We start from the raw sequence: 19941 nt of genomic DNA, 5'->3' as shown, positions 1-19941 counted from the left end.
ATCAGCCGCCCTTAAAATTAATTTTCTAATGCCGCTTTCTGCGTCGCGACAATGGATTCGATACCCCCGCGGGCCAGCGCCAGCAAGGTGAGTAGCTCTTCGTGGGTAAACGGCTCGCCTTCCGCGGTGCCCTGTACCTCAATGATGCGACCATCTTCGGTCATCACCACGTTCATATCGGTTTCCGCCGCTGAATCCTCGACATATTCCAGATCGCACAGCGCTTCGCCATTGACGATACCAACGGAAACCGCGGCGACCATCCCTTTCATTGGATTGCTTTTCAGCTTGCCGGCCGCCACCAGCTTATTCAGCGCATCGGCCAGCGCCACGCAGGCGCCGGTAATGGATGCGGTACGGGTGCCACCGTCAGCCTGCAAAACATCACAATCGAGAGTAATGGTGAATTCGCCCAACGCTTTCAGATCGACCGCCGCACGCAGCGCACGGGCAATCAGACGCTGGATTTCCATAGTACGGCCGCCCTGTTTCCCTTTCGCGGCTTCACGCGCGTTACGGGTATGCGTTGCACGCGGCAGCATGCCATATTCTGCCGTGATCCAACCCTGGCCCTGGCCTTTCAGGAAGCGCGGCACGCCTTCATCGATCGACGCGGTGCACAACACTTTAGTGTCACCAAATTCGACCAGCACGGAGCCTTCTGCGTGTATTGTATAGTTACGGGTCAGGGTGACGGGACGCACCTGATTAGCGCTACGACCTGCTGGACGCATAATGATCTCTCCGGCTTGAAACGAATGTGGCGCGCATTATACACAAAATCATGCGGGATGCATGAGGTGACGCGCCTCTGACGGCGTAGATAACTGGCGCTCAGGGCTGAGCAATGCCGCCAACAGAGGGGCTGCCAGAAGGATAACGTGTATATACGGATAATGCTCGCTTATTCCTATCCTGATAAGGCCCTGAAAGCTATAATCCACCTCACTCTCCTTTAAAAACAGGAACGTCTATGATCCGCAGTATGACCGCCTATGCCCGGCGTGAAATCAAGGGTGAATGGGGCAGCGCCGCATGGGAACTGCGCTCGGTAAACCAACGATATCTGGAAACTTATTTCCGTCTGCCGGAGCAGTTCCGTAGCCTGGAGCCTGTCGTGCGCGAGCGCATCCGTTCTCGCCTGACCCGTGGCAAAGTTGAATGTACCTTACGTTTTGATCAGGATCCCAGCGCCCAGGGCGAGCTGATTCTGAACGAAAGTCTTGCAAAACAGCTGGTCAATGCCGCCAACTGGGTCAAGATGCAGAGCGACGAAGGCGAAATCAACCCGGTTGATATTCTGCGCTGGCCTGGCGTAATGGCTGCTCAGGAACAGGATCTCGATGCGATTGCCGCCGATATTCTGTCGGCCCTGAACGGTGCGCTGGATGATTTTATCGTTGCCCGCGAGACCGAAGGTCAGGCGCTGAAAGCGCTTATTGAGCAGCGTCTGGAAGGCGTCACCGCCGAAGTCGCCAAAGTGCGCGCCCATATGCCGGAAATCTTACAGTGGCAGCGCGAGCGCCTGGTTTCCCGACTGGAAGATGCGGAAGTGCAGCTGGAAAACAACCGTCTCGAACAAGAGCTGGTGCTGATGGCGCAGCGTATCGACGTCGCCGAAGAGCTGGATCGTCTGGAAGCGCACGTAAAAGAGACCTGGAACATCCTGAAGAAGAAAGAAGCCGTTGGCCGCCGTCTTGACTTTATGATGCAGGAATTTAACCGCGAGTCGAACACGCTGGCATCGAAATCCATTAATGCCGAAGTGACCAATTCCGCCATCGAACTGAAAGTCCTGATCGAGCAAATGCGCGAGCAAATTCAGAACATCGAGTAATCTCTTTTGCTGGCTCCTCTTGTTGTGAGCCAGCATTACTTTTACTTATCTGTTTTTATCATCCGTCGATCAACATCTCCCTGCACTACTGCTCATAAAACACCTCTCACATTAGTTTTTCCTGGGGAAAATGATTCACCTTAGAAAATCTCAATCGTGATCTTACGCACAAATCGCTAATCTGCCCGACATCATTGTGGGGGATTTATGCTGCTTCATATTCTGTATTTAATCGGTATTACTGCGGAAGCGATGACCGGCGCTCTGGCGGCCGGTCGCCGCCGGATGGACACTTTTGGAGTCATCATCATTGCTACCGCCACCGCGCTGGGCGGCGGCTCAGTCCGGGATATTCTGCTGGGCCACTACCCGCTGGGGTGGGTAAAACATCCGGAATACGTCATTATCGTCGCCGTCGCGGCAGTGTTAACGACTATTGCTGCGCCGGTCATGCCCCATCTACGCCGTCTGTTTCTGGTTCTGGATGCCCTGGGGCTGGTGGTGTTCTCAATTATCGGCGCGCAAATCGCGCTGGATATGGGAGAAGGACCGGTGATCGCCTCTATCGCCGCCGTGATTACCGGCGTATTTGGCGGCGTACTGCGGGACATGTTCTGCAAGCGCATTCCGCTGGTTTTCCAGAAGGAGCTGTATGCCGGCATCTCGTTTGCGGCCGCAATTCTCTATATTGCCCTGCAGCATTACGTCAGCAGCCACGACGTGGTGGTGATCTCCACCTTGCTGTTTGGCTTCACCGCTCGCATGCTGGCGCTGCGCTGGAAGCTGGGGCTGCCCGTCTTCCACTACAACCATAACGCCCACTGATCCTCTCAAAACCCGGGTATATGTTGCCCGCTGAGCCACTGCGCCAGCGCGGCAACATCCGGGTGCTGGAGAAAGGCAACCAGCTGCCTCGCTCTCCCTGCCCCCATGCCCGGCAGACGCTGCCACTGTTCTTCAGAACGTTCTCGTAGCTGCTGCCAGTTTTCTCTCGCCAGACCGGCAAGCGCCGCCCGGGGAATCGGTACGCCAATCGCCTGGACCCAGCGCAGAAAGGGCTGCTCGCGCGCCAGGTTAAACTGGTGCCAAAGCCGCTGCCCGCGCCCGGAGGTTATCCCCGGAATCCCCTGCAGCTGCGCTGGCGTCAATGCCAGCCACGAGAACAGATGCGCCAGCGGGCGCGCATGTTGCACCGTGCGCCATACTGATTCACCCACGCCATCAAGATTCAGAACCGGTTTTGACGATAACCAGATAAGCCTTGAGAGAAACTGCGCATCACACCCCGGCGTGGTGAAATAGCAGGTCAACGGGGTAAACCGTTCCGGGGGAGGCTGCGGTTTCGTACGCTGCGCCGATCGCCATACTACGCTGTCGAGGCGCGGAATGCCCTGGCCCGCCAGACTGATTTGCAGCTGATCGCCGAGGCCAATATCCAGGCGCTTCCAGCGAGAAAGCGAGCCAATACTGACTTGCTTAACCCGTTTGTCGTCAAGGCGCTGCGGCTCCAGCAGAGCGACGACGGAAATTTTGCCGCTGCGCCCGACCCGAAAGCGAATGCCGCGCACTTCCATTAACCGCGATGCCGGCGGATATTTCCACGCAACGACCCACTCACCCTGCCCTGGCGACCACAATCGCCCGCCGGGTTCGTGGCCGCGGCGCACGACCACGCCGTCGGTAGTAAAAGGCAGAGGCGAGGTTAACCAGCGCTCTCGCCACCGTGCCACCTGCCGCGCATCCGTAACGGGCTGCGTAAAAGAGGCGCTGTGGAGAAATCCACTCTTGCGCAACAGAGCCAGACGCTGGCGCATGTCCTGAGGGCCATCTGGCCATGCCCAGATAAAGATCCCCAGTTCCGCAAGCTGCGCCGGGGTATCGAGGCGCATCAGAGTACCGGCCACTTTCGCCCGGGCATTCATTCCCCCCATTTGCTTCTGCACATGCCCGTCGCGCTGCAGAAAAATCTCTCCCTGCAGCACGCTGTTCGCCAGCTCGCCCTCCGTCATCTTCGGCACGGCCGGAATCAGCCTCACCCTGGCGGTCCAATCCTCCCCGGCTCGACCATCGCCACGGCTAATGGCCTGTGCCAGCCGCCCGTGGCGATACACCAGCGTCACGGCGACACCGTCCACTTTCGGCTGCACCCAGAGATCCGTTTTATCGCGCATCCACCGCGCAATATCCGATTTATCGGCCAGTTTACGCACGCCGGTATGGGCAACCGGATGCCTGACCTCTCCGGTAGCGGGCGGCACATCATCGTTATCCGCAGGCGATAGCAGCGAAAAACAGCGCCGCCACTGCATAAGTCGCGCCGAAAGCTGGTCGTATACTTCATCACTGACCCCACTGCTCCCCTGTCGCCAGTACGCATTGTTCCAGGCCGTCACCTGTTGATTGAGACGATGTACCTCCTGCCGGGCCTGTGCCTGCGGCCATTCAGGACAGGTAGCCTGTCCGTATCCAGCCACCGCCCACGCGCCAATCATCCAGATCCATTTATGCATGACTCCACCTCCTGTTTACCCGCAAACATTCTGCAGGAGAGCGGTTTTATTCGGCGACGAGGGATTTATCACGCTGCGATCGGACATCCAGACTTTGTTTGCCTGCTGCGCAATACACGGCGAAATCAGGGAAACGGCTGGCAAAATGAAAGAAACAGAAGCAAAAAGTGTGACAGGGACTGCGTCACGGTGCGGCGCCGTGTATAATAGGCTCGTATGTAGTATCTCTTTCGACAATCACATACAAAAGACTCTCATGGCTCAAGGCACGCTTTATATTGTTTCCGCCCCAAGTGGCGCGGGTAAATCCAGCCTGATTCAGGCTTTATTGAAAACCCAACCGCTGTACGACACCCAGGTCTCTGTTTCACATACCACGCGCGCGCCGCGTCCGGGTGAAGTGCACGGCGAACACTATTTCTTCGTTAATCACGACGATTTCAGGGCGATGATTAGCAGAGACGCATTTCTTGAGCACGCGGAAGTTTTTGGCAACTATTACGGCACCTCGCGCGAAACCATCGAGCAGGTACTGGCAACCGGCGTCGACGTCTTCCTGGATATCGACTGGCAGGGCGCTCAGCAAATCCGTCAAAAAATGGCTGGCGCACGCAGCATCTTTATTCTGCCGCCGTCAAAAGATGAGCTTGACCGTCGCCTGCGTGGCCGCGGCCAGGACAGCGAAGAGGTGATCGCAAAACGTATGGCTCAGGCTGTTGCAGAAATGAGTCATTACGCGGAATATGATTACCTTATTGTGAATGATGATTTTGATACCGCCCTGAGCGATCTGAAAAACATTATTCGCGCCGAACGTCTGCGCATGAGCCGCCAAAAGCAGCGACATGGCGCTTTAATCACCAAACTGTTGGCAGACTGAACCCACATTCAGTATCATGCCCAGTCATTTCTTCATCTGTGGAGCATTTTAAGTATGGCACGCGTAACTGTTCAGGACGCTGTAGAGAAAATTGGTAACCGTTTTGACCTGGTACTGGTCGCCGCGCGTCGCGCTCGTCAGATGCAGGTTGGCGGAAAAGATCCGCTGGTACCGGAAGAAAACGATAAAACTACCGTTATTGCACTGCGCGAAATCGAAGAAGGTCTGATCAACAATCAGATCCTCGACGTCCGCGATCGTCAAGAGCAGCAAGAGCAGGAAGCCGCTGAATTACAAGCCGTTACCGCTATTGCCGAAGGCCGTCGTTAATCACGCAGTGGGTAGCCCTTGTATCTGTTTGAAAGCCTGAATCAGCTGATTCAAAATTACCTGCCGGAAGAGCAAATCAAGCGTCTTCGGCAGGCATATCTCGTTGCACGTGACGCTCACGAGGGCCAGACACGTTCAAGCGGTGAACCTTATATCACGCACCCGGTAGCGGTAGCCTGCATTCTGGCCGAGATGAAACTCGACCATGAAACGCTGATGGCTGCGCTACTGCATGACGTGATTGAAGATACCCCTGCCACCTACCAGGATATGGAGCAGCTCTTTGGCAAAAGCGTTGCTGAGCTGGTAGAGGGGGTATCGAAACTTGATAAGCTCAAGTTCCGCGATAAGAAAGAGGCGCAGGCCGAAAACTTTCGCAAAATGATTATGGCGATGGTGCAGGATATCCGCGTCATCCTGATCAAACTTGCCGACCGCACGCACAACATGCGCACCCTGGGCTCACTCCGCCCGGATAAACGCCGCCGCATTGCCCGCGAAACGCTGGAGATCTACAGCCCGCTGGCCCACCGTTTAGGTATCCACCACATCAAAACCGAGCTCGAAGAGCTGGGCTTTGAAGCGCTGTATCCCAACCGCTATCGCGTCATCAAAGAAGTCGTCAAAGCAGCGCGCGGCAACCGTAAAGAGATGATTCAAAAGATCCTCTCTGAAATCGAAGGGCGTTTACAGGAAGCGGGAATCCCCTGTCGCGTCAGCGGTCGCGAGAAGCATCTGTACTCCATCTACTGCAAAATGGTGCTGAAAGAGCAGCGTTTTCACTCGATTATGGATATCTACGCCTTCCGCGTGATTGTGCATGATGCTGACACCTGCTACCGCGTGCTTGGCCAGATGCATAGCCTTTACAAGCCTCGTCCTGGCAGGATGAAAGATTACATCGCCATTCCCAAGGCGAACGGCTATCAATCTTTGCACACCTCGATGATCGGCCCTCACGGCGTCCCGGTTGAAGTACAAATTCGTACCGAAGACATGGACCAGATGGCAGAAATGGGGGTTGCGGCGCACTGGGCCTATAAAGAGCACGGCGGCGAAAGCAGCACCACCGCACAAATCCGCGCCCAGCGCTGGATGCAGAGCCTGCTGGAGCTGCAGCAAAGCGCAGGCAGCTCGTTTGAATTTATCGAGAGCGTCAAATCCGATCTGTTCCCGGATGAGATTTACGTTTTCACCCCAGAAGGGCGCATTGTCGAACTCCCCGCTGGCGCCACGCCGGTGGACTTCGCCTACGCGGTACATACCGATATCGGCCATGCCTGCGTTGGCGCACGCGTCGACCGCCAGCCGTATCCATTGTCCCAGTCGCTTTCCAGCGGCCAGACGGTGGAAATCATCACCGCACCGGGCGCACGTCCGAATGCCGCGTGGCTGAACTTTGTCGTCAGCTCAAAAGCGCGCGCCAAAATTCGCCAGCTGTTGAAAAACCTTAAGCGCGATGACTCCGTCAGCCTGGGTCGCCGTCTGCTCAACCACGCCCTCGGCGGTAGCCGTAAACTGGCTGAAATCCCGCAGGAGAGCATTCAGCGTGAGCTGGAACGCATGAAGCTGGCCAGCCTTGACGATCTGCTGGCGGAAATTGGCCTCGGCAACGCGATGAGCGTGGTGGTAGCCAAAAACCTGCAACAGGGCGAGACCGTCACCGCACCGGCGCAAGGCGCCTCTTCAGGCCATGGTCATCTGCCGATTAAAGGCGCTGACGGCGTTCTGATTACCTTTGCGAAGTGCTGCCGTCCGATTCCCGGCGACCCGATTATCGCCCATGTCAGCCCTGGCAAAGGCCTGGTCATTCACCATGAGTCCTGCCGTAACATTCGTGGCTATCAGAAAGAGCCAGAGAAGTTTATGGCCGTCGAGTGGGATAAAGAGACCGCGCAGGAATTTATCACCGAAATTAAGGTGGATATGTTTAACCACCAGGGTGCACTGGCGAACCTCACCGCGGCCATTAATACCGCCTCTTCTAATATTCAGAGTCTGAATACCGAAGAAAAAGATGGTCGCGTGTACAGCGCGTTTATCCGCCTGACGGCGCGCGATCGCGTACATCTGGCGAATATTATGCGCAAAATTCGCGTTATGCCGGATGTAATAAAAGTCACCCGTAACCGAAACTAGCCTTGCGCACAAAATCATTCGCGTTTTGCACCGCACGGGTACCGGTCCCGAAGGGGCGGGCGGTCAGCCGGATCGCGCGGCGAGCGAATGAATTACCCGTCCCGTACAGGAGTACGTAACCGGGGGTAATGAGTACGGCTAACGCCGAGGCAATTTGAAGGATGAAGTGTTTATGAATCCACAGCGTTATGCGCGTATCTGCGAGATGCTCGCCAGGCGCCAGCCTGACCTGACGGTCTGCATGGAGCAGGTCCATAAACCTCATAACGTCTCTGCGGTGATTCGTACCGCAGACGCCGTTGGCGTACATGAAGTCCACGCCATCTGGCCCAGCAGCCGCATGCGCACGATGGCCTCAGCCGCCGCCGGCAGCAATAGCTGGGTGCAGGTTAAAACCCACCGCTCAATTGACGATGCCGTCAGCCATTTAAAGGGCCAGGGCATGCAGATCCTGGCCACTCACCTCTCTGACAAAGCCGTCGATTTCCGTGAAATCGACTATACCCGTCCTACCTGCATCCTGATGGGGCAGGAAAAAACCGGCATTACCCGGCAAGCTCTGGCGCTGGCCGATCGGGACATCATCATTCCGATGACTGGCATGGTGCAGTCGCTGAATGTCTCCGTCGCCTCGGCTCTGATTCTGTATGAAGCCCAGCGCCAGCGGCAAAATGCGGGGATGTATAAGCGTGAGAACAGCATGCTGCCGGAAGAAGAACAGCAGCGCCTGCTGTTTGAAGGCGGGTATCCGGTACTGGCCAGAGTGGCAAAACAAAAAGGTCTGCCTTACCCCTACGTGAATGCGCAGGGCGAAGTCGAAGCCGATGACGCGTGGTGGGCAACCATGCAGGCTTCCGGTACCGCTCACGGTAGCAGGCGCGACAATCGTGCCGAAGCAGGCCAGACAAGATGCAGTCTGAAGGATGAAGGGTAAATGGCCGGTCGCCTGTTAGATGCCGTCCCGCTCAATTCGCTCACCGGCGTTGGAGCGGCGCAAAGCAACAAACTGGCGAAAATCGGCCTGCATACCGTGCAGGATCTCCTTCTGCACCTGCCGCTACGCTATGAAGACCGCACCCATCTTTATCAGATAGGCGAGCTGCTACCGGGCGTTTACGCCACCGTTGAAGGTGAAGTTCTCAGCAGCAACATCACCTTCGGCGGCCGCCGAATGATGACATGCCAGATCAGCGACGGTTCCGGTATTCTCACCATGCGCTTTTTCAACTTCAACGCCGCCATGAAAAACAGCCTGGCGACCGGCCGGCGCGTGCTGGCCTATGGAGAAGCCAAACGGGGGAAATACGGGGCGGAGATGATTCACCCGGAATACCGCGTGCAGGGTGACATGAGCACCCCCGATCTCCAGGAAACGCTGACGCCGGTTTATCCCACCACCGAAGGCATCAAGCAGGCGACGTTGCGCAAGCTCACCGATCAGGCGCTGGAATTACTGGATACCTGTGCCATCGCCGAGCTGTTGCCGCCCGAACTGGCGCAGGGAATGATGAGCCTGCCGGAGGCGCTACGCACATTACACCGTCCGCCGCCGTCGCTGCAGCTCAGTGACCTGGAAAGCGGTAAGCATCCGGCGCAACAGCGCTTAATTCTGGAAGAACTGCTGGCGCATAACCTGAGCATGCTGGCGCTACGCGCCGGCGCCCAGCGTTATCATGCCCTGGCACTCGGTGCGAACGACACATTCAAAAACCAGCTGCTGGCCTCCCTGCCCTTTAAGCCAACCGGCGCACAACAGCGAGTTACCGCCGAAATTGAACGCGATATGGCGCTTGATGTGCCGATGATGCGTCTGGTACAGGGCGACGTCGGCTCCGGTAAAACGCTGGTTGCCGCCCTCGCAGCGCTGCGGGCGATCGCTCACGGCAAACAGGTAGCGCTGATGGCGCCGACCGAACTGCTGGCGGAACAACACGCCAATAACTTCCGCCAGTGGTTCGCGCCGCTGGGCATCGAAGTAGGCTGGCTGGCCGGCAAACAGAAAGGGAAAGCCCGCCAGGCGCAGCAGGAGGCCATTGCCAGCGGCCAGGTACAGATGATCGTCGGCACTCACGCCATTTTTCAGGAACAGGTGCAGTTCAACGGTCTGGCGCTGGTCATTATTGATGAGCAGCACCGCTTCGGCGTTCACCAGCGTCTGGCGCTGTGGGAAAAAGGCCAGCAGCAGGGCTTCCATCCCCATCAGCTGATCATGACCGCTACCCCGATTCCACGAACCCTGGCGATGACGGCTTATGCCGATCTTGATACCTCGGTTATCGACGAACTGCCGCCGGGCCGGACGCCGGTCACCACGGTGGCCATCCCCGATACTCGTCGCCACGATATTATTGATAGGGTTCGCAACGCCTGTACTCAGGAAGGGCGTCAGGCCTACTGGGTCTGCACCCTGATTGAAGAGTCCGATCTGCTGGAAGCGCAGGCGGCAGAGGCGACATGGGAAGAGCTTAAGCTCGCGCTGCCGGAGCTGAATATCGGCCTCGTACATGGCCGGATGAAACCGGCAGATAAACAGGCGGTTATGCAGGCCTTCAAGCAGGGCGAACTGCACCTGCTGATCGCCACCACGGTTATTGAGGTTGGGGTCGACGTACCGAATGCCAGCCTGATGATTATCGAAAACCCGGAACGTCTGGGGCTGGCGCAGCTGCATCAGCTCAGAGGGCGCGTCGGGCGCGGCGCGGTCGCCTCCCACTGCGTGCTACTCTATAAATCACCGCTGTCAAAAACGGCGCAGAAACGCCTGCAGGTTCTGCGCGACAGCAACGACGGTTTCGTTATTGCCCAGAAAGACCTGGAAATCCGCGGCCCCGGCGAGCTGCTCGGCACCCGACAAACCGGCACCGCCGAGTTTAAAGTCGCCGATCTGCTGCGCGATCAGGCCATGATCCCTGACGTTCAGCGCATTGCTCGCCATATTCACGAACGTTATTCTCAGCAGGCCCAGGCGCTTATTGAACGCTGGATGCCGGAAACCGAACGCTATTCCAACGCCTAGCGTCGACTCTGTCCCGCAGGGCCAGACCAGGACGCTTCGCGCAATTTATCTTCACAACGAGTGGATTATGAAACGAGAACTGGCCATCGAATTTTCGCGTGTCACCGAGGCTGCCGCGCTGGCGGGCTATAAATGGCTGGGCCGCGGCGATAAAAATACCGCCGACGGCGCCGCCGTCAATGCCATGCGCATTATGCTCAACCTGATTAATATCGACGGCACCATCGTCATTGGCGAAGGTGAAATCGATGAAGCGCCGATGCTGTATATCGGTGAGAAGGTCGGCACCGGCAACGGCGATGCGGTGGATATCGCCGTTGACCCTATCGAAGGGACGCGCATGACGGCCATGGGCCAGGCCAATGCGCTGGCGGTGATGGCGGTCGGCGATAAAGGCTGCTTCCTGAACGCGCCGGATATGTACATGGAAAAACTGATTGTCGGCCCAGGGGCAAAAGGGGCGATTGACCTCAATCTGCCGCTGGCGGAGAACCTGCGTAATGTCGCCGCGGCGCTGAATAAACCGCTGGCCGAGCTGACCGTCACCATTCTGGCCAAACCGCGTCACGACGCGGTGATTGCCGAACTCCAGCAGTCGGGCGTTCGCGTCTTCGCCATTCCGGATGGCGACGTAGCGGCGTCGATTCTGACCTGCATGCCGGACAGCGAAGTAGACGTCCTGTACGGCATCGGCGGCGCGCCGGAAGGGGTAGTTTCTGCCGCAGTGATCCGCGCTCTGGACGGCGACATGCAGGGTCGCCTGCTGGCTCGTCACGATGTAAAAGGCGATACCGCAGAAAACCGTCGTATCGGCGAGAACGAACTGGCGCGCTGCAAAGAGATGGGCATCGAAGCAGGCAAAGTGCTGCGCCTGGACGAAATGGCCCGCAGCGATAATGTGGTGTTCTCCGCAACCGGGATCACCAAAGGCGATCTGCTGGATGGCATTACCCGTAAGGGCAATATGGCCACCACCGAAACGCTGCTGATCCGCGGTAAATCCCGTACGATTCGCCGCATTCAGTCCATTCATTATCTCGACCGTAAAGACCCGGATATTCAGCTGCATATTCTGTAAGCCTCCGATCGCGCGTGCGGATTGCACGCTGGCGCCAGGCCCAGGGACGGGCCGAAAACGGCTGCCGCCAACGCACAGGCAATTGAAGTATGACGAGAATATTTGATCAATAGAGCTTTTCGGCGCCGTCAGGCTGGAAATCTTTGCCGCGTGCAACGAAGATAAGGCAACGCTTTGCGCAACGGGAGAAGATGATGGCGGACTGGGTTAACGGTAAAGTAAAAAAAATAGAGTTCTGGACCGATACGCTGTTCAGTTTGTACGTCCACGCGCCGGTTCACCCGTTTACCGCCGGGCAATTTACCAAGCTCGGGCTGGAAATTGACGGGGAGCGCGTTCAGCGCGCCTATTCCTACGTTAACGCACCGGGCAATCCCGATCTGGAGTTCTATCTGGTCACCGTCCCGGACGGTAAGCTCAGCCCACGCCTTGCGGCGCTCAAACCGGGCGATGACGTTCAGCTGGTCAGCGAGGCCGCGGGATTCTTCGTTCTGGAAGAGGTACCTGACTGCGAGACCTTATGGATGCTGGCGACCGGCACCGCGCTCGGCCCGTATCTGTCAATTCTGCAGGAAGGTAAAGACCTTGAGCGCTTCAAAAATCTGGTGCTGGTCCACGCCGTGCGCTATGAGGCCGATTTAAGCTACCTGCCGCTGATGCGCGAATTAGCACAGCGCTATGGCGGCAAGCTGCGGATTCAGACCGTCGTGAGCCGTGAAACCGCCGCCGGTTCGCTGACCGGACGGATTCCGTTTCTTATCGACACCGGCGCCCTGGAAGAGGCCGTTGGCCTGCCGATGAACGCCGATAATAGCCACGTGATGCTGTGTGGAAACCCGCAGATGGTGCGTGATACCCAGCAGCTGTTGAAAGAAACCCGGCAGATGACGAAACATTTACGCCGCCGGCCGGGCCACATGACCGCCGAGCAATACTGGTAATCAGGGCTCCGCCTTCCAGCGAACATCCTGCGTATCTTTACCAAATTTATTCTCGCCCTGGGTACCGACAAACGCGCCCAGGTCGATGAACATCATGACGATAATCAGCGTCGGCACAAACCGCCCGACAACCCATTGCCAGACGCCAGGCAGCACCGACCAGTTCCCCGCCAGCAGCATCCACGCCAGAATCATCAGCAGCGCCCAGATCCCCGATTTACCGCGATCGTGCAGGCGTTTGATCGTCACCGCCGCCGTCGGCCACAGCAGGCACACCAGGATAAACGCAGCGGTCTGCACATTGAGCAAATTGGTGCCGGCCAGGGTAAAGAGCACGCTCATGGCAAGAACCCAGATGGCCATCCAGATCCAGAAGTCACGGCGCCCGATACGCCCCTTAATTGAGAACATCCACTGCTGTAGGGTCATGTTTTATTCCTTATCATCATCATTCGCGTAGTTTACCCTGAAGCCGTCACTTTTTGACAAGCGCGACGGTTCCCGTTTTAATCGTCTGCAGGCAAAAAAAGGAAAGACCGGCATGAAGACGTGGATGACTGTATGTTTTATTGGGCTGACGGCCTTATCCGTCGGCCCGAAGGCGTTGTCCGCGGTGCCCGAATCCTCCGCCACGGCCCCTTATCTGCTGGCGGGCGCCCCTACCTTTGATATGTCTATCAGCGACTTTCGGGAAAAATTCAACGCGGCGAATCCGAAGCTTCAGCTGAATGAATTTCGCGCCATTGCCTCCAGCCGCGACAGAGAAAATCTGACGCGTGCGGCGAGCAAAATTAATGAAAATCTTTACGCCTCCACGGCGCTGGAGCGCGGCACCCTGAAAATAAAATCGATGCAGGTGACCTGGCTCCCTATTCAGGGGCCCGAGCAGAAAGCGGCGAAGGCCAAAGCGCAGGAGTATATGAGCGCCGTGTTACGCATGTTCGCGCCCACCTTAAGCGTGGCTCAGAGCCAGCAAAAACTGCAGAAAATGCTCGCCGCCGGCAAGGGAAAACGTTACTTCTCTGAAACGGAAGGCGCGATACGTTATGTTGTCGCAGACAACGGTGAAAAAGGGCTGACCTTCGCTGTTGAACCGATTAAGCTGGCGCTATCTGAAACGCTGGAGAGCAATAATAAATGACAAAAAGCAAAGCCTTTCCAACGATGAATCTCTATACTGTTTGACAGACCATGCTGCCCTGACGGGTGGCTATATTCCTTAATTCGCTTAACGTAGCGTGGAGAATTAAAATGCGACATCCTTTAGTGATGGGTAACTGGAAACTGAACGGCAGCCGCCATATGGTAAACGAACTGGTTGCTAACCTGCGTACCGAACTGGCTGGCGTTTCTGGCTGTGCCGTTGCAATCGCTCCGCCAGAAATGTACATCGATCTGGCTAAGCATGCGGCAGAAGGTAGCCACATTCACCTGGGCGCGCAGAACGTTGACCTGAACCTGTCCGGCGCATTCACCGGTGAAACCTCTGCTCAAATGCTGAAAGATGTCGGTGCTGAATACATCATCATCGGTCACTCTGAGCGTCGTACTTACCACAACGAGTCTGACGAGTTCATCGCTAAGAAATTCGCGGTTCTGAAAGAACAGGGTCTGATTCCGGTTCTGTGCATCGGCGAAACTGAAGCAGAAAACGAAGCGGGCAAAACGGAAGAAGTGTGCGCACGTCAGATTGACGCCGTTCTGAAAACTCAGGGCGCTGCGGCATTCGAAGGCGTGGTTATCGCTTACGAACCGGTCTGGGCAATCGGCACCGGCAAATCAGCGACTCCGGCACAGGCTCAGGCGGTGCATAAATTCATTCGCGATCACATTGCGAAAGCAGACGCGAAAGTGGCCGAGCAGGTCATCATCCAGTACGGCGGTTCCGTTAACGCATCTAACGCAGCAGAACTGTTCACCCAGCCGGACATCGACGGCGCGCTGGTTGGCGGCGCCTCCCTGAAAGCAGACGCTTTCGCAGTGATCGTGAAAGCTGCTGAAGCAGCGAAAAAAGCGTAACCTGCGCTAAGCCCGGCCCCGGCGGCGTACCGCTTACCGGGGCGAAGGAATAACGCAATACGAGGAGCCCGGACAACGCGCGCAGGCGCCGCATCCGGGCTTTTTTATGCCGCTACAATTTCCCCAACGCTTGATACCACAGATAGTCCAGCGGCAGCAGAATCAAATAGCTCACCGCCGCCAGGGCGATACACAGCAGCATTCCCGCCCGTGCCGGCACTTTCCCTAACCCCATCGCCACGACAATCGGCGACGCCTGATACGGCAGCAGCGGCGTGGAATAGCCCAATACCTGAATCATAATCACGCTGAGCAGCGGGAAACCGGTGGCATCGGAAAAGCTCTGGGCAAACGTGGTGTATAGCGCGGGTACGCCGTTGGCGGTCATAATAAAGTTCAGGGCGCTGGTCATGCCGGTTAATGCCAGGAAGCTGGTGAACGGACTCTCTTTGTCGAGCGGCATCACGTGCAGCAGCGCATTGCCGACCACCTCACCGATGCCGGTTTGGGTCACGGTAATCGCCAGTCCGAGGATCCCGGCGACGTAAATGCAGGTACGAATATTCACCCCGCTGGAAAACTCCTCGCCGCTGATAAAGCCAACCCGCGGCAGCAGCGTGACGACTGCCGCTGCCAGCCCCGTCCAGGCGGGCCCGATACCGTGCCAGCTCTCGCTCACCCACAGCACCAGCACCACGGCCAGCAGCCAGGCCAGGCGCTTCTCGTCCCGACTCATCGGCGGAAGCGGGATCAGTTCGCGCGGCGGATGCGGTTTGCCAGGAAACAGCCAGCAGATCAGGGCAATTAATACTCCCCCCTTTAGCCAGCCCAGCACCGGCGTGTGCAGCAGCAGATACGGCAGGTAGTTAAGGTGGATCCCGTAAGAACCTTCGGCCGCGCCGCTCATCACCAGGTTCGGGACGTTGGCGGGCAGAATGGTCGCCGACAGCTGAAAGGTCCCAAAACCCACCGCCAGCGCCAGGCCATACCAGGCCCGCGAACCGTCTGCGATACCGGCCCGTTTCGCCATCGCCGCCACGATGGGCATCAGCAGCGCGATGCGTCCCATATTCGACGGCATCACGAAGGCCAGCGCATAGCTGAGTAGCACGACGCTACCCACCATCAACGGCCAGGAGTCCGTCAGTCGCGCCGATAGCGCCTGTGCCGCTCTGTCCGCCAGCCCGGTTTTACGAATCGCAATCCCGAGAACGAAGCCGCTGAATACCAGCCAGAATGCCGACGAGGCAAACCCGCCAAAGATCGCTTCCGGCGGCGCAATTTTGGCGATCATCGCCGCCGCGAAAAACAGCAGCGCGGTCATAAACTCCGGCAACAGCGAGGTCGCCCACAGCACAATGGTTATCGCGATAATCAGCGAGGGAAGAAACAGAGGGTGAGAAAACCAGAGCGACATGCCTGTCTCCTGTCGTTTTTTCAGCAAGAATACGATCGGGGGCGAGGCAGGTAAACCTATCAAAAAATAGCCAGCCATGCAGGCACCTGCATGGCTCAGCAATAAAGGTTATTTCAGAATCAAGCAGCGATGGTCCTGGATCTCTTCAGCAGAGGCGCGATTCAGGGTCAGCAGGTTGCGCTCGGTTGCCAGCAGCACCAGCGAGCCATCGCTCTGCTTCGCCATCGCCAGCGCAAAGCGCCCCATATGTTCACGCGCCTCCGGCACCTCTTCCGCCAGCATCAGAAACGGGCTACGCTGCGCCAGCTCGGACTCAGTGACTCGCCGCGCGAGATATTCATGGCCGAGCAAACCACCGGGAAGCGGCAGCCATCGGCTGCTGATAGCAGCGGCATCGTTATCCAGCCGGGCGCGCACATCTTCGCGTAAGCAGGAGATATGAATATGGAAATGGTTTTGCGTGCGTCCGCTGCGGGAGTTAATGGCTAATGACACGGCGTTATCCGGTACCGCTGAACCGCGGCGTTCGCTCATGATGTCGCGCCCCTGCCATGCCTGCCAGAAGAAGTTCGGCGTTAACGGGTCGAGCAGCAGCGGGCTCTCGGTGCCGTTAATTCGATAGGTCGGCATCAGCAGATACTGCAAGGGCCCGTTGCGATCTTTAAACAGCACGTAGCCGCCCTGCAGATTGACGTCGGCACACGGCGAGGGAGTTTGGTGCTGCTGTTGATTAGGAACGCATTGCTGCAAAACAATCTGTCGCAGCGCGTCAGGGTTACCGGAATGCAGCCAGTACCAGCCGCCGGCCGCCGCTGCCAGTACAAGCACCAGCAGCAGCCATAAAAGGTATCGTACTCTTCTCATCATCTTTTCCTGTCCAGCCAGAAACGGAAGAGTAGCGTAGTTTGATGACTAAATAAAAACGCCCGGTTATTTAACCGGGCGTTCGGAACGATTAACGCTGACTGATTTGGTCGAAAGTACCGCCGTTTGAGAAGTGCTCTTTCTGCGCCTTCGTCCAGCCACCAAACTCCTGGTCGATGGTGAACAGCTTCAGTTTCGGGAACTCATCGGCATATTTCTTCGCGACTGCCGGGTCACGTGGGCGATAGAAGTTCTTCGCCGCAATCTCCTGGCCTTCCGGCGAGTAGAGATACTTCAGGTAAGCTTCAGCTACCTGGCGGGTGCCTTTTTTATCGACCACTTTATCAACCACGGAGACGGTCGGTTCAGCAAGAATCGATTCGCTCGGAGTCACAATTTCAAACTTATCTTTGCCCAGCTCGTTCGCCGCCAGCAGCGCTTCGTTCTCCCACGCAATCAACACATCGCCGATCCCGCGTTCAACAAAGGTATTGGTCGAACCGCGCGCGCCGGAGTCCAGCACTTCGACGTTTTTATACAGCGCCTTCACAAACTCCTGGGCTTTTGCCTGGTCGCCGTGATTCTGGTGCAGGGCATAGCCCCAGGCGGCCAGGTAGTTCCAGCGTGCGCCGCCGGAGCTTTTCGGGTTTGGCGTAATCACCGACACACCCGGTTTAATCAGGTCGTTCCAGTCATGAATCTGTTTTGGGTTGCCTTTACGTACAAGGAACACGATGGTGGAGGTATACGGCGCGGAGTTATCCGGCAGACGTTTCAGCCAGTTTTTATCGATACGGCCACGTTCCGCGATCGCATCAACATCGTAGGCCAGCGCCAGCGTCACGACATCGGCTTCGATACCGTTGATCACCGACGTCGCCTGTTTGCCGGAGCCGCCATGCGACTGACGAATCACCACATTGTCGCCGGTTTCTTGTTTCCAGTGCGCGCTGAATGCCTTGTTGTACTGTTCGTACAGCTCGCGCGTTGGATCATAAGATACGTTTAATAACTGAATGTCTTTGGCCAGAACGCTGGCGGATGCCAGCAACAGAGTTAACCCAACGCCCCACTTGTTCATCGCACCGCTCTCTTTATGTCGTGTTGTGATGAGTTAAGCGTGCCAGAAAGCGAAACAATGATTAAAGAATAAAAAAAGATTGGCTATAACTTGCGAGTATATGTAAACCGGAGGGGAATGCTTACCCTCTCCAGGAGAGGAGAGGGTGAGGGCGAGAGGGTTACACTTCTTCCATGCGACCCAGCAGCGCCTGCAGACGATCCTGCCAGCCCTGCAGCTGTTCTCTCAGCTGACCGTTTTCACGCTCCAGCGCTTCACGACCGTGCTGTGCGCCCTGAACTTCCTGCGCCAGCGTGTTGTTCTTCTCTTTCAGCTCTTCGATTTCCATCTGCAACAGAGTGATGGTATCAATCGCCTGCTGTACTTTTGATTCTAATTTCTCAAACACTTCTAATGACATCGTCATACCTCTCCTGAACTTGCAAGGCGTTGATAGAGTACTATCCCGTACACGTCGTCCTTCAAGCTGCTTCTGCGTTAGCGGGTTCTTCCCGAACACTTACCGAAGTAAGCGGCGAGGATTCATTCGCTTGCCGTTTTGACACATCCCGAATGATGTTGTGTACCTACGCGGTGACGCCTTAACGAAAATAAGCGCACTACAGTGGTCATGCAGTCGATTGTATGAATCCCCGCCTTCCCTGTCCAGCGACAACCCGCGCAGATTGCGGTTTGCAACACTTTTCAGTCTTTACCTGGCGCATTCGGCGCGTTTCTGTGGAAGTTATCCGGCAATTGTTAATCAATGGGTTAACAAAATCCGCCGGAAATGCGGGGCAAATGTGTCACAACACGCGTTTATGGCGCGAAAACGCTCATTTTCTTGACGCAGCACACACATTTATATTTCGATATTTCTCGTTTTTGTTCGTTAACGATAAATTAACACTATGCCTACAAGGCAGCGTGGTCGTCTACGACCTTCATACATACAATAATCACCACTTCGCTTCAGGATTCGATATGAGCCAAACATCAACATTAAAAGGCCAGTGCATCGCAGAGTTCCTAGGTACCGGGTTGTTGATCTTTTTCGGCGTTGGGTGCGTCGCGGCGCTCAAAGTTGCGGGAGCCAGCTTCGGTCAGTGGGAAATCAGCATCATCTGGGGTCTGGGGGTGGCCATGGCTATCTACCTGACCGCGGGCGTATCCGGCGCACACCTTAACCCGGCGGTCACTATCGCATTGTGGCTGTTTGCCTGCTTCGACGGGCGTAAAGTTGTTCCTTTTATCATTTCTCAATTCGCAGGCGCCTTTTGCGCAGCGGCGTTAGTTTACGGGCTTTACTACAATCTTTTCTTCGATTTCGAACACAGCCACAATATGGTGCGCGGCAGCGTCGAAAGTCTTGAGCTGGCCGGTATTTTCTCCACTTACCCGAACCCACATATCAATTTTGTGCAGGCTTTCGCGGTAGAAATGGTGATTACCGCTATCCTGATGGGCGTTATCCTGGCACTGACTGATGACGGTAATGGGATTCCGCGTGGCCCGCTGGCGCCGCTCCTGATCGGCCTGTTAATTGCGGTTATCGGCGCATCTATGGGACCGCTGACCGGATTTGCCATGAACCCGGCCCGCGACCTTGGACCAAAAACGTTCGCCTGGCTTGCCGGCTGGGGTGACGTCGCCTTCACCGGCGGTAAAGATATTCCTTATTTCCTGGTGCCGCTGTGCGCACCGGTGGTGGGCGCCGCGCTGGGCGCGTTCAGCTATCGTAAGTTGATCGGCCGCCATCTGCCTTGCGACACCTGTGTCGAGGAAGAGAAAGAAAGCACCTCGACTACGCAACACAACGCTTCGCTGTAATCTGACTACGGGACTCATAC

19 protein-coding genes are annotated in these 19941 nt (G+C 56.7%); 12 read left to right on the top strand and 7 right to left on the bottom strand.

All coding sequences use genetic code 11. The annotated features are described in order from the left end of the window. Positions 1-17 precede the first annotated feature (17 nt). Positions 18-734, bottom strand: coding sequence for a ribonuclease PH (rph, locus tag DSD31_RS00630; protein ID WP_004868954.1), 717 nt, complete (start codon positions 732-734; stop codon positions 18-20). A gap of 239 nt (positions 735-973) precedes the next feature. On the opposite strand from rph, the gene DSD31_RS00625 reads away from it, so the two are divergent. Beyond that, positions 974-1837 carry a YicC/YloC family endoribonuclease gene (locus DSD31_RS00625; RefSeq protein ID WP_004868955.1) on the top strand — a complete coding sequence of 288 codons (864 nt, stop codon included), beginning with the start codon at positions 974-976 and terminating at the stop codon, positions 1835-1837. 207 nt (positions 1838-2044) lie between these two features. Then, positions 2045-2662, top strand: a complete 618-nt coding sequence (locus DSD31_RS00620) for a trimeric intracellular cation channel family protein (RefSeq protein ID WP_004868959.1) — start codon at positions 2045-2047, stop codon at positions 2660-2662. Positions 2663-2667: 5 nt separating this feature from the next. Here the strand turns inward: DSD31_RS00620 and ligB are convergent, their stop codons facing one another. Next, the gene (ligB, locus tag DSD31_RS00615) at positions 2668-4347 is read right to left on the bottom strand and encodes an NAD-dependent DNA ligase LigB (protein WP_048022788.1); all 1680 of its coding nucleotides are present in this window, start codon (positions 4345-4347) and stop codon (positions 2668-2670) included. A gap of 256 nt (positions 4348-4603) precedes the next feature. On the opposite strand from ligB, the gene gmk reads away from it, so the two are divergent. The 7 genes from gmk to fpr all read left to right on the top strand — a co-directional run bounded on the left by gmk (position 4604) and on the right by fpr (position 12731). Then, positions 4604-5227, top strand: a complete 624-nt coding sequence (gmk, locus tag DSD31_RS00610; protein WP_004868963.1) for a guanylate kinase — start codon at positions 4604-4606, stop codon at positions 5225-5227. 54 nt (positions 5228-5281) lie between these two features. After that, a complete protein-coding gene (gene rpoZ, locus DSD31_RS00605) occupies positions 5282-5557 on the top strand; it encodes a DNA-directed RNA polymerase subunit omega (protein ID WP_004868966.1) in 276 nt (91 codons plus the stop codon). Positions 5558-5575: 18 nt separating this feature from the next. Beyond that, a complete protein-coding gene (spoT, locus tag DSD31_RS00600) occupies positions 5576-7696 on the top strand; it encodes a bifunctional GTP diphosphokinase/guanosine-3',5'-bis pyrophosphate 3'-pyrophosphohydrolase (protein WP_004868967.1) in 2121 nt (706 codons plus the stop codon). A gap of 172 nt (positions 7697-7868) precedes the next feature. Beyond that, complete coding sequence (trmH, locus tag DSD31_RS00590) at positions 7869-8630, top strand: tRNA (guanosine(18)-2'-O)-methyltransferase TrmH (protein WP_015585515.1); 762 nt, start codon at positions 7869-7871, stop codon at positions 8628-8630. Beyond that, positions 8631-10712 (top strand): ATP-dependent DNA helicase RecG, encoded by a 2082-nt coding sequence (recG, locus tag DSD31_RS00585; RefSeq protein WP_004868972.1) that lies wholly within the window; start codon positions 8631-8633, stop codon positions 10710-10712. A 67-nt stretch (positions 10713-10779) separates the two neighbouring features. Further along, positions 10780-11790, top strand: coding sequence for a class II fructose-bisphosphatase (glpX, locus tag DSD31_RS00580; RefSeq protein WP_004868975.1), 1011 nt, complete (start codon positions 10780-10782; stop codon positions 11788-11790). Positions 11791-11984: 194 nt separating this feature from the next. After that, positions 11985-12731, top strand: a complete 747-nt coding sequence (gene fpr / locus DSD31_RS00575; protein ID WP_004868977.1) for a ferredoxin--NADP(+) reductase — start codon at positions 11985-11987, stop codon at positions 12729-12731. Here fpr and DSD31_RS00570 read toward each other — a convergent pair whose 3' ends face one another. After that, complete coding sequence (locus DSD31_RS00570; protein ID WP_004868978.1) at positions 12732-13160, bottom strand: DUF805 domain-containing protein; 429 nt, start codon at positions 13158-13160, stop codon at positions 12732-12734. Between the two features lie 112 nt (positions 13161-13272). Between DSD31_RS00570 and DSD31_RS00565 the strand changes: the two genes are divergently transcribed. After that, positions 13273-13872 carry a DUF1454 family protein gene (locus tag DSD31_RS00565; protein WP_004868981.1) on the top strand — a complete coding sequence of 200 codons (600 nt, stop codon included), beginning with the start codon at positions 13273-13275 and terminating at the stop codon, positions 13870-13872. A gap of 110 nt (positions 13873-13982) precedes the next feature. Beyond that, positions 13983-14750, top strand: a complete 768-nt coding sequence (gene tpiA / locus DSD31_RS00560) for a triose-phosphate isomerase (protein ID WP_015585511.1) — start codon at positions 13983-13985, stop codon at positions 14748-14750. A gap of 112 nt (positions 14751-14862) precedes the next feature. Here the strand turns inward: tpiA and DSD31_RS00555 are convergent, their stop codons facing one another. The 4 genes from DSD31_RS00555 to zapB all read right to left on the bottom strand — a co-directional run bounded on the left by DSD31_RS00555 (position 14863) and on the right by zapB (position 18518). Next, the gene (locus DSD31_RS00555) at positions 14863-16167 is read right to left on the bottom strand and encodes an SLC13 family permease (RefSeq protein WP_004868985.1); all 1305 of its coding nucleotides are present in this window, start codon (positions 16165-16167) and stop codon (positions 14863-14865) included. Between the two features lie 108 nt (positions 16168-16275). Beyond that, positions 16276-17031, bottom strand: coding sequence for a CDP-diacylglycerol diphosphatase (locus tag DSD31_RS00550; protein WP_004868986.1), 756 nt, complete (start codon positions 17029-17031; stop codon positions 16276-16278). A gap of 91 nt (positions 17032-17122) precedes the next feature. Next, on the bottom strand, positions 17123-18112 hold the full coding sequence (locus tag DSD31_RS00545) for a sulfate ABC transporter substrate-binding protein (protein ID WP_004868989.1): 990 nt from the start codon (positions 18110-18112) through the stop codon (positions 17123-17125). Between the two features lie 160 nt (positions 18113-18272). Next, positions 18273-18518 (bottom strand): septal ring assembly protein ZapB, encoded by a 246-nt coding sequence (gene zapB, locus DSD31_RS00540; RefSeq protein ID WP_113990778.1) that lies wholly within the window; start codon positions 18516-18518, stop codon positions 18273-18275. Between the two features lie 557 nt (positions 18519-19075). On the opposite strand from zapB, the gene DSD31_RS00535 reads away from it, so the two are divergent. Further along, positions 19076-19921, top strand: coding sequence for an MIP/aquaporin family protein (locus DSD31_RS00535; protein ID WP_004868993.1), 846 nt, complete (start codon positions 19076-19078; stop codon positions 19919-19921). Positions 19922-19941 lie beyond the last annotated feature (20 nt).

It is taken from the genome of Klebsiella sp. X13 (genome assembly GCF_003323835.1).
GTDB lineage: Bacteria > Pseudomonadota > Gammaproteobacteria > Enterobacterales > Enterobacteriaceae > Klebsiella > Klebsiella ornithinolytica.
This window is presented reverse-complemented; position numbering and strand designations above follow the sequence as displayed.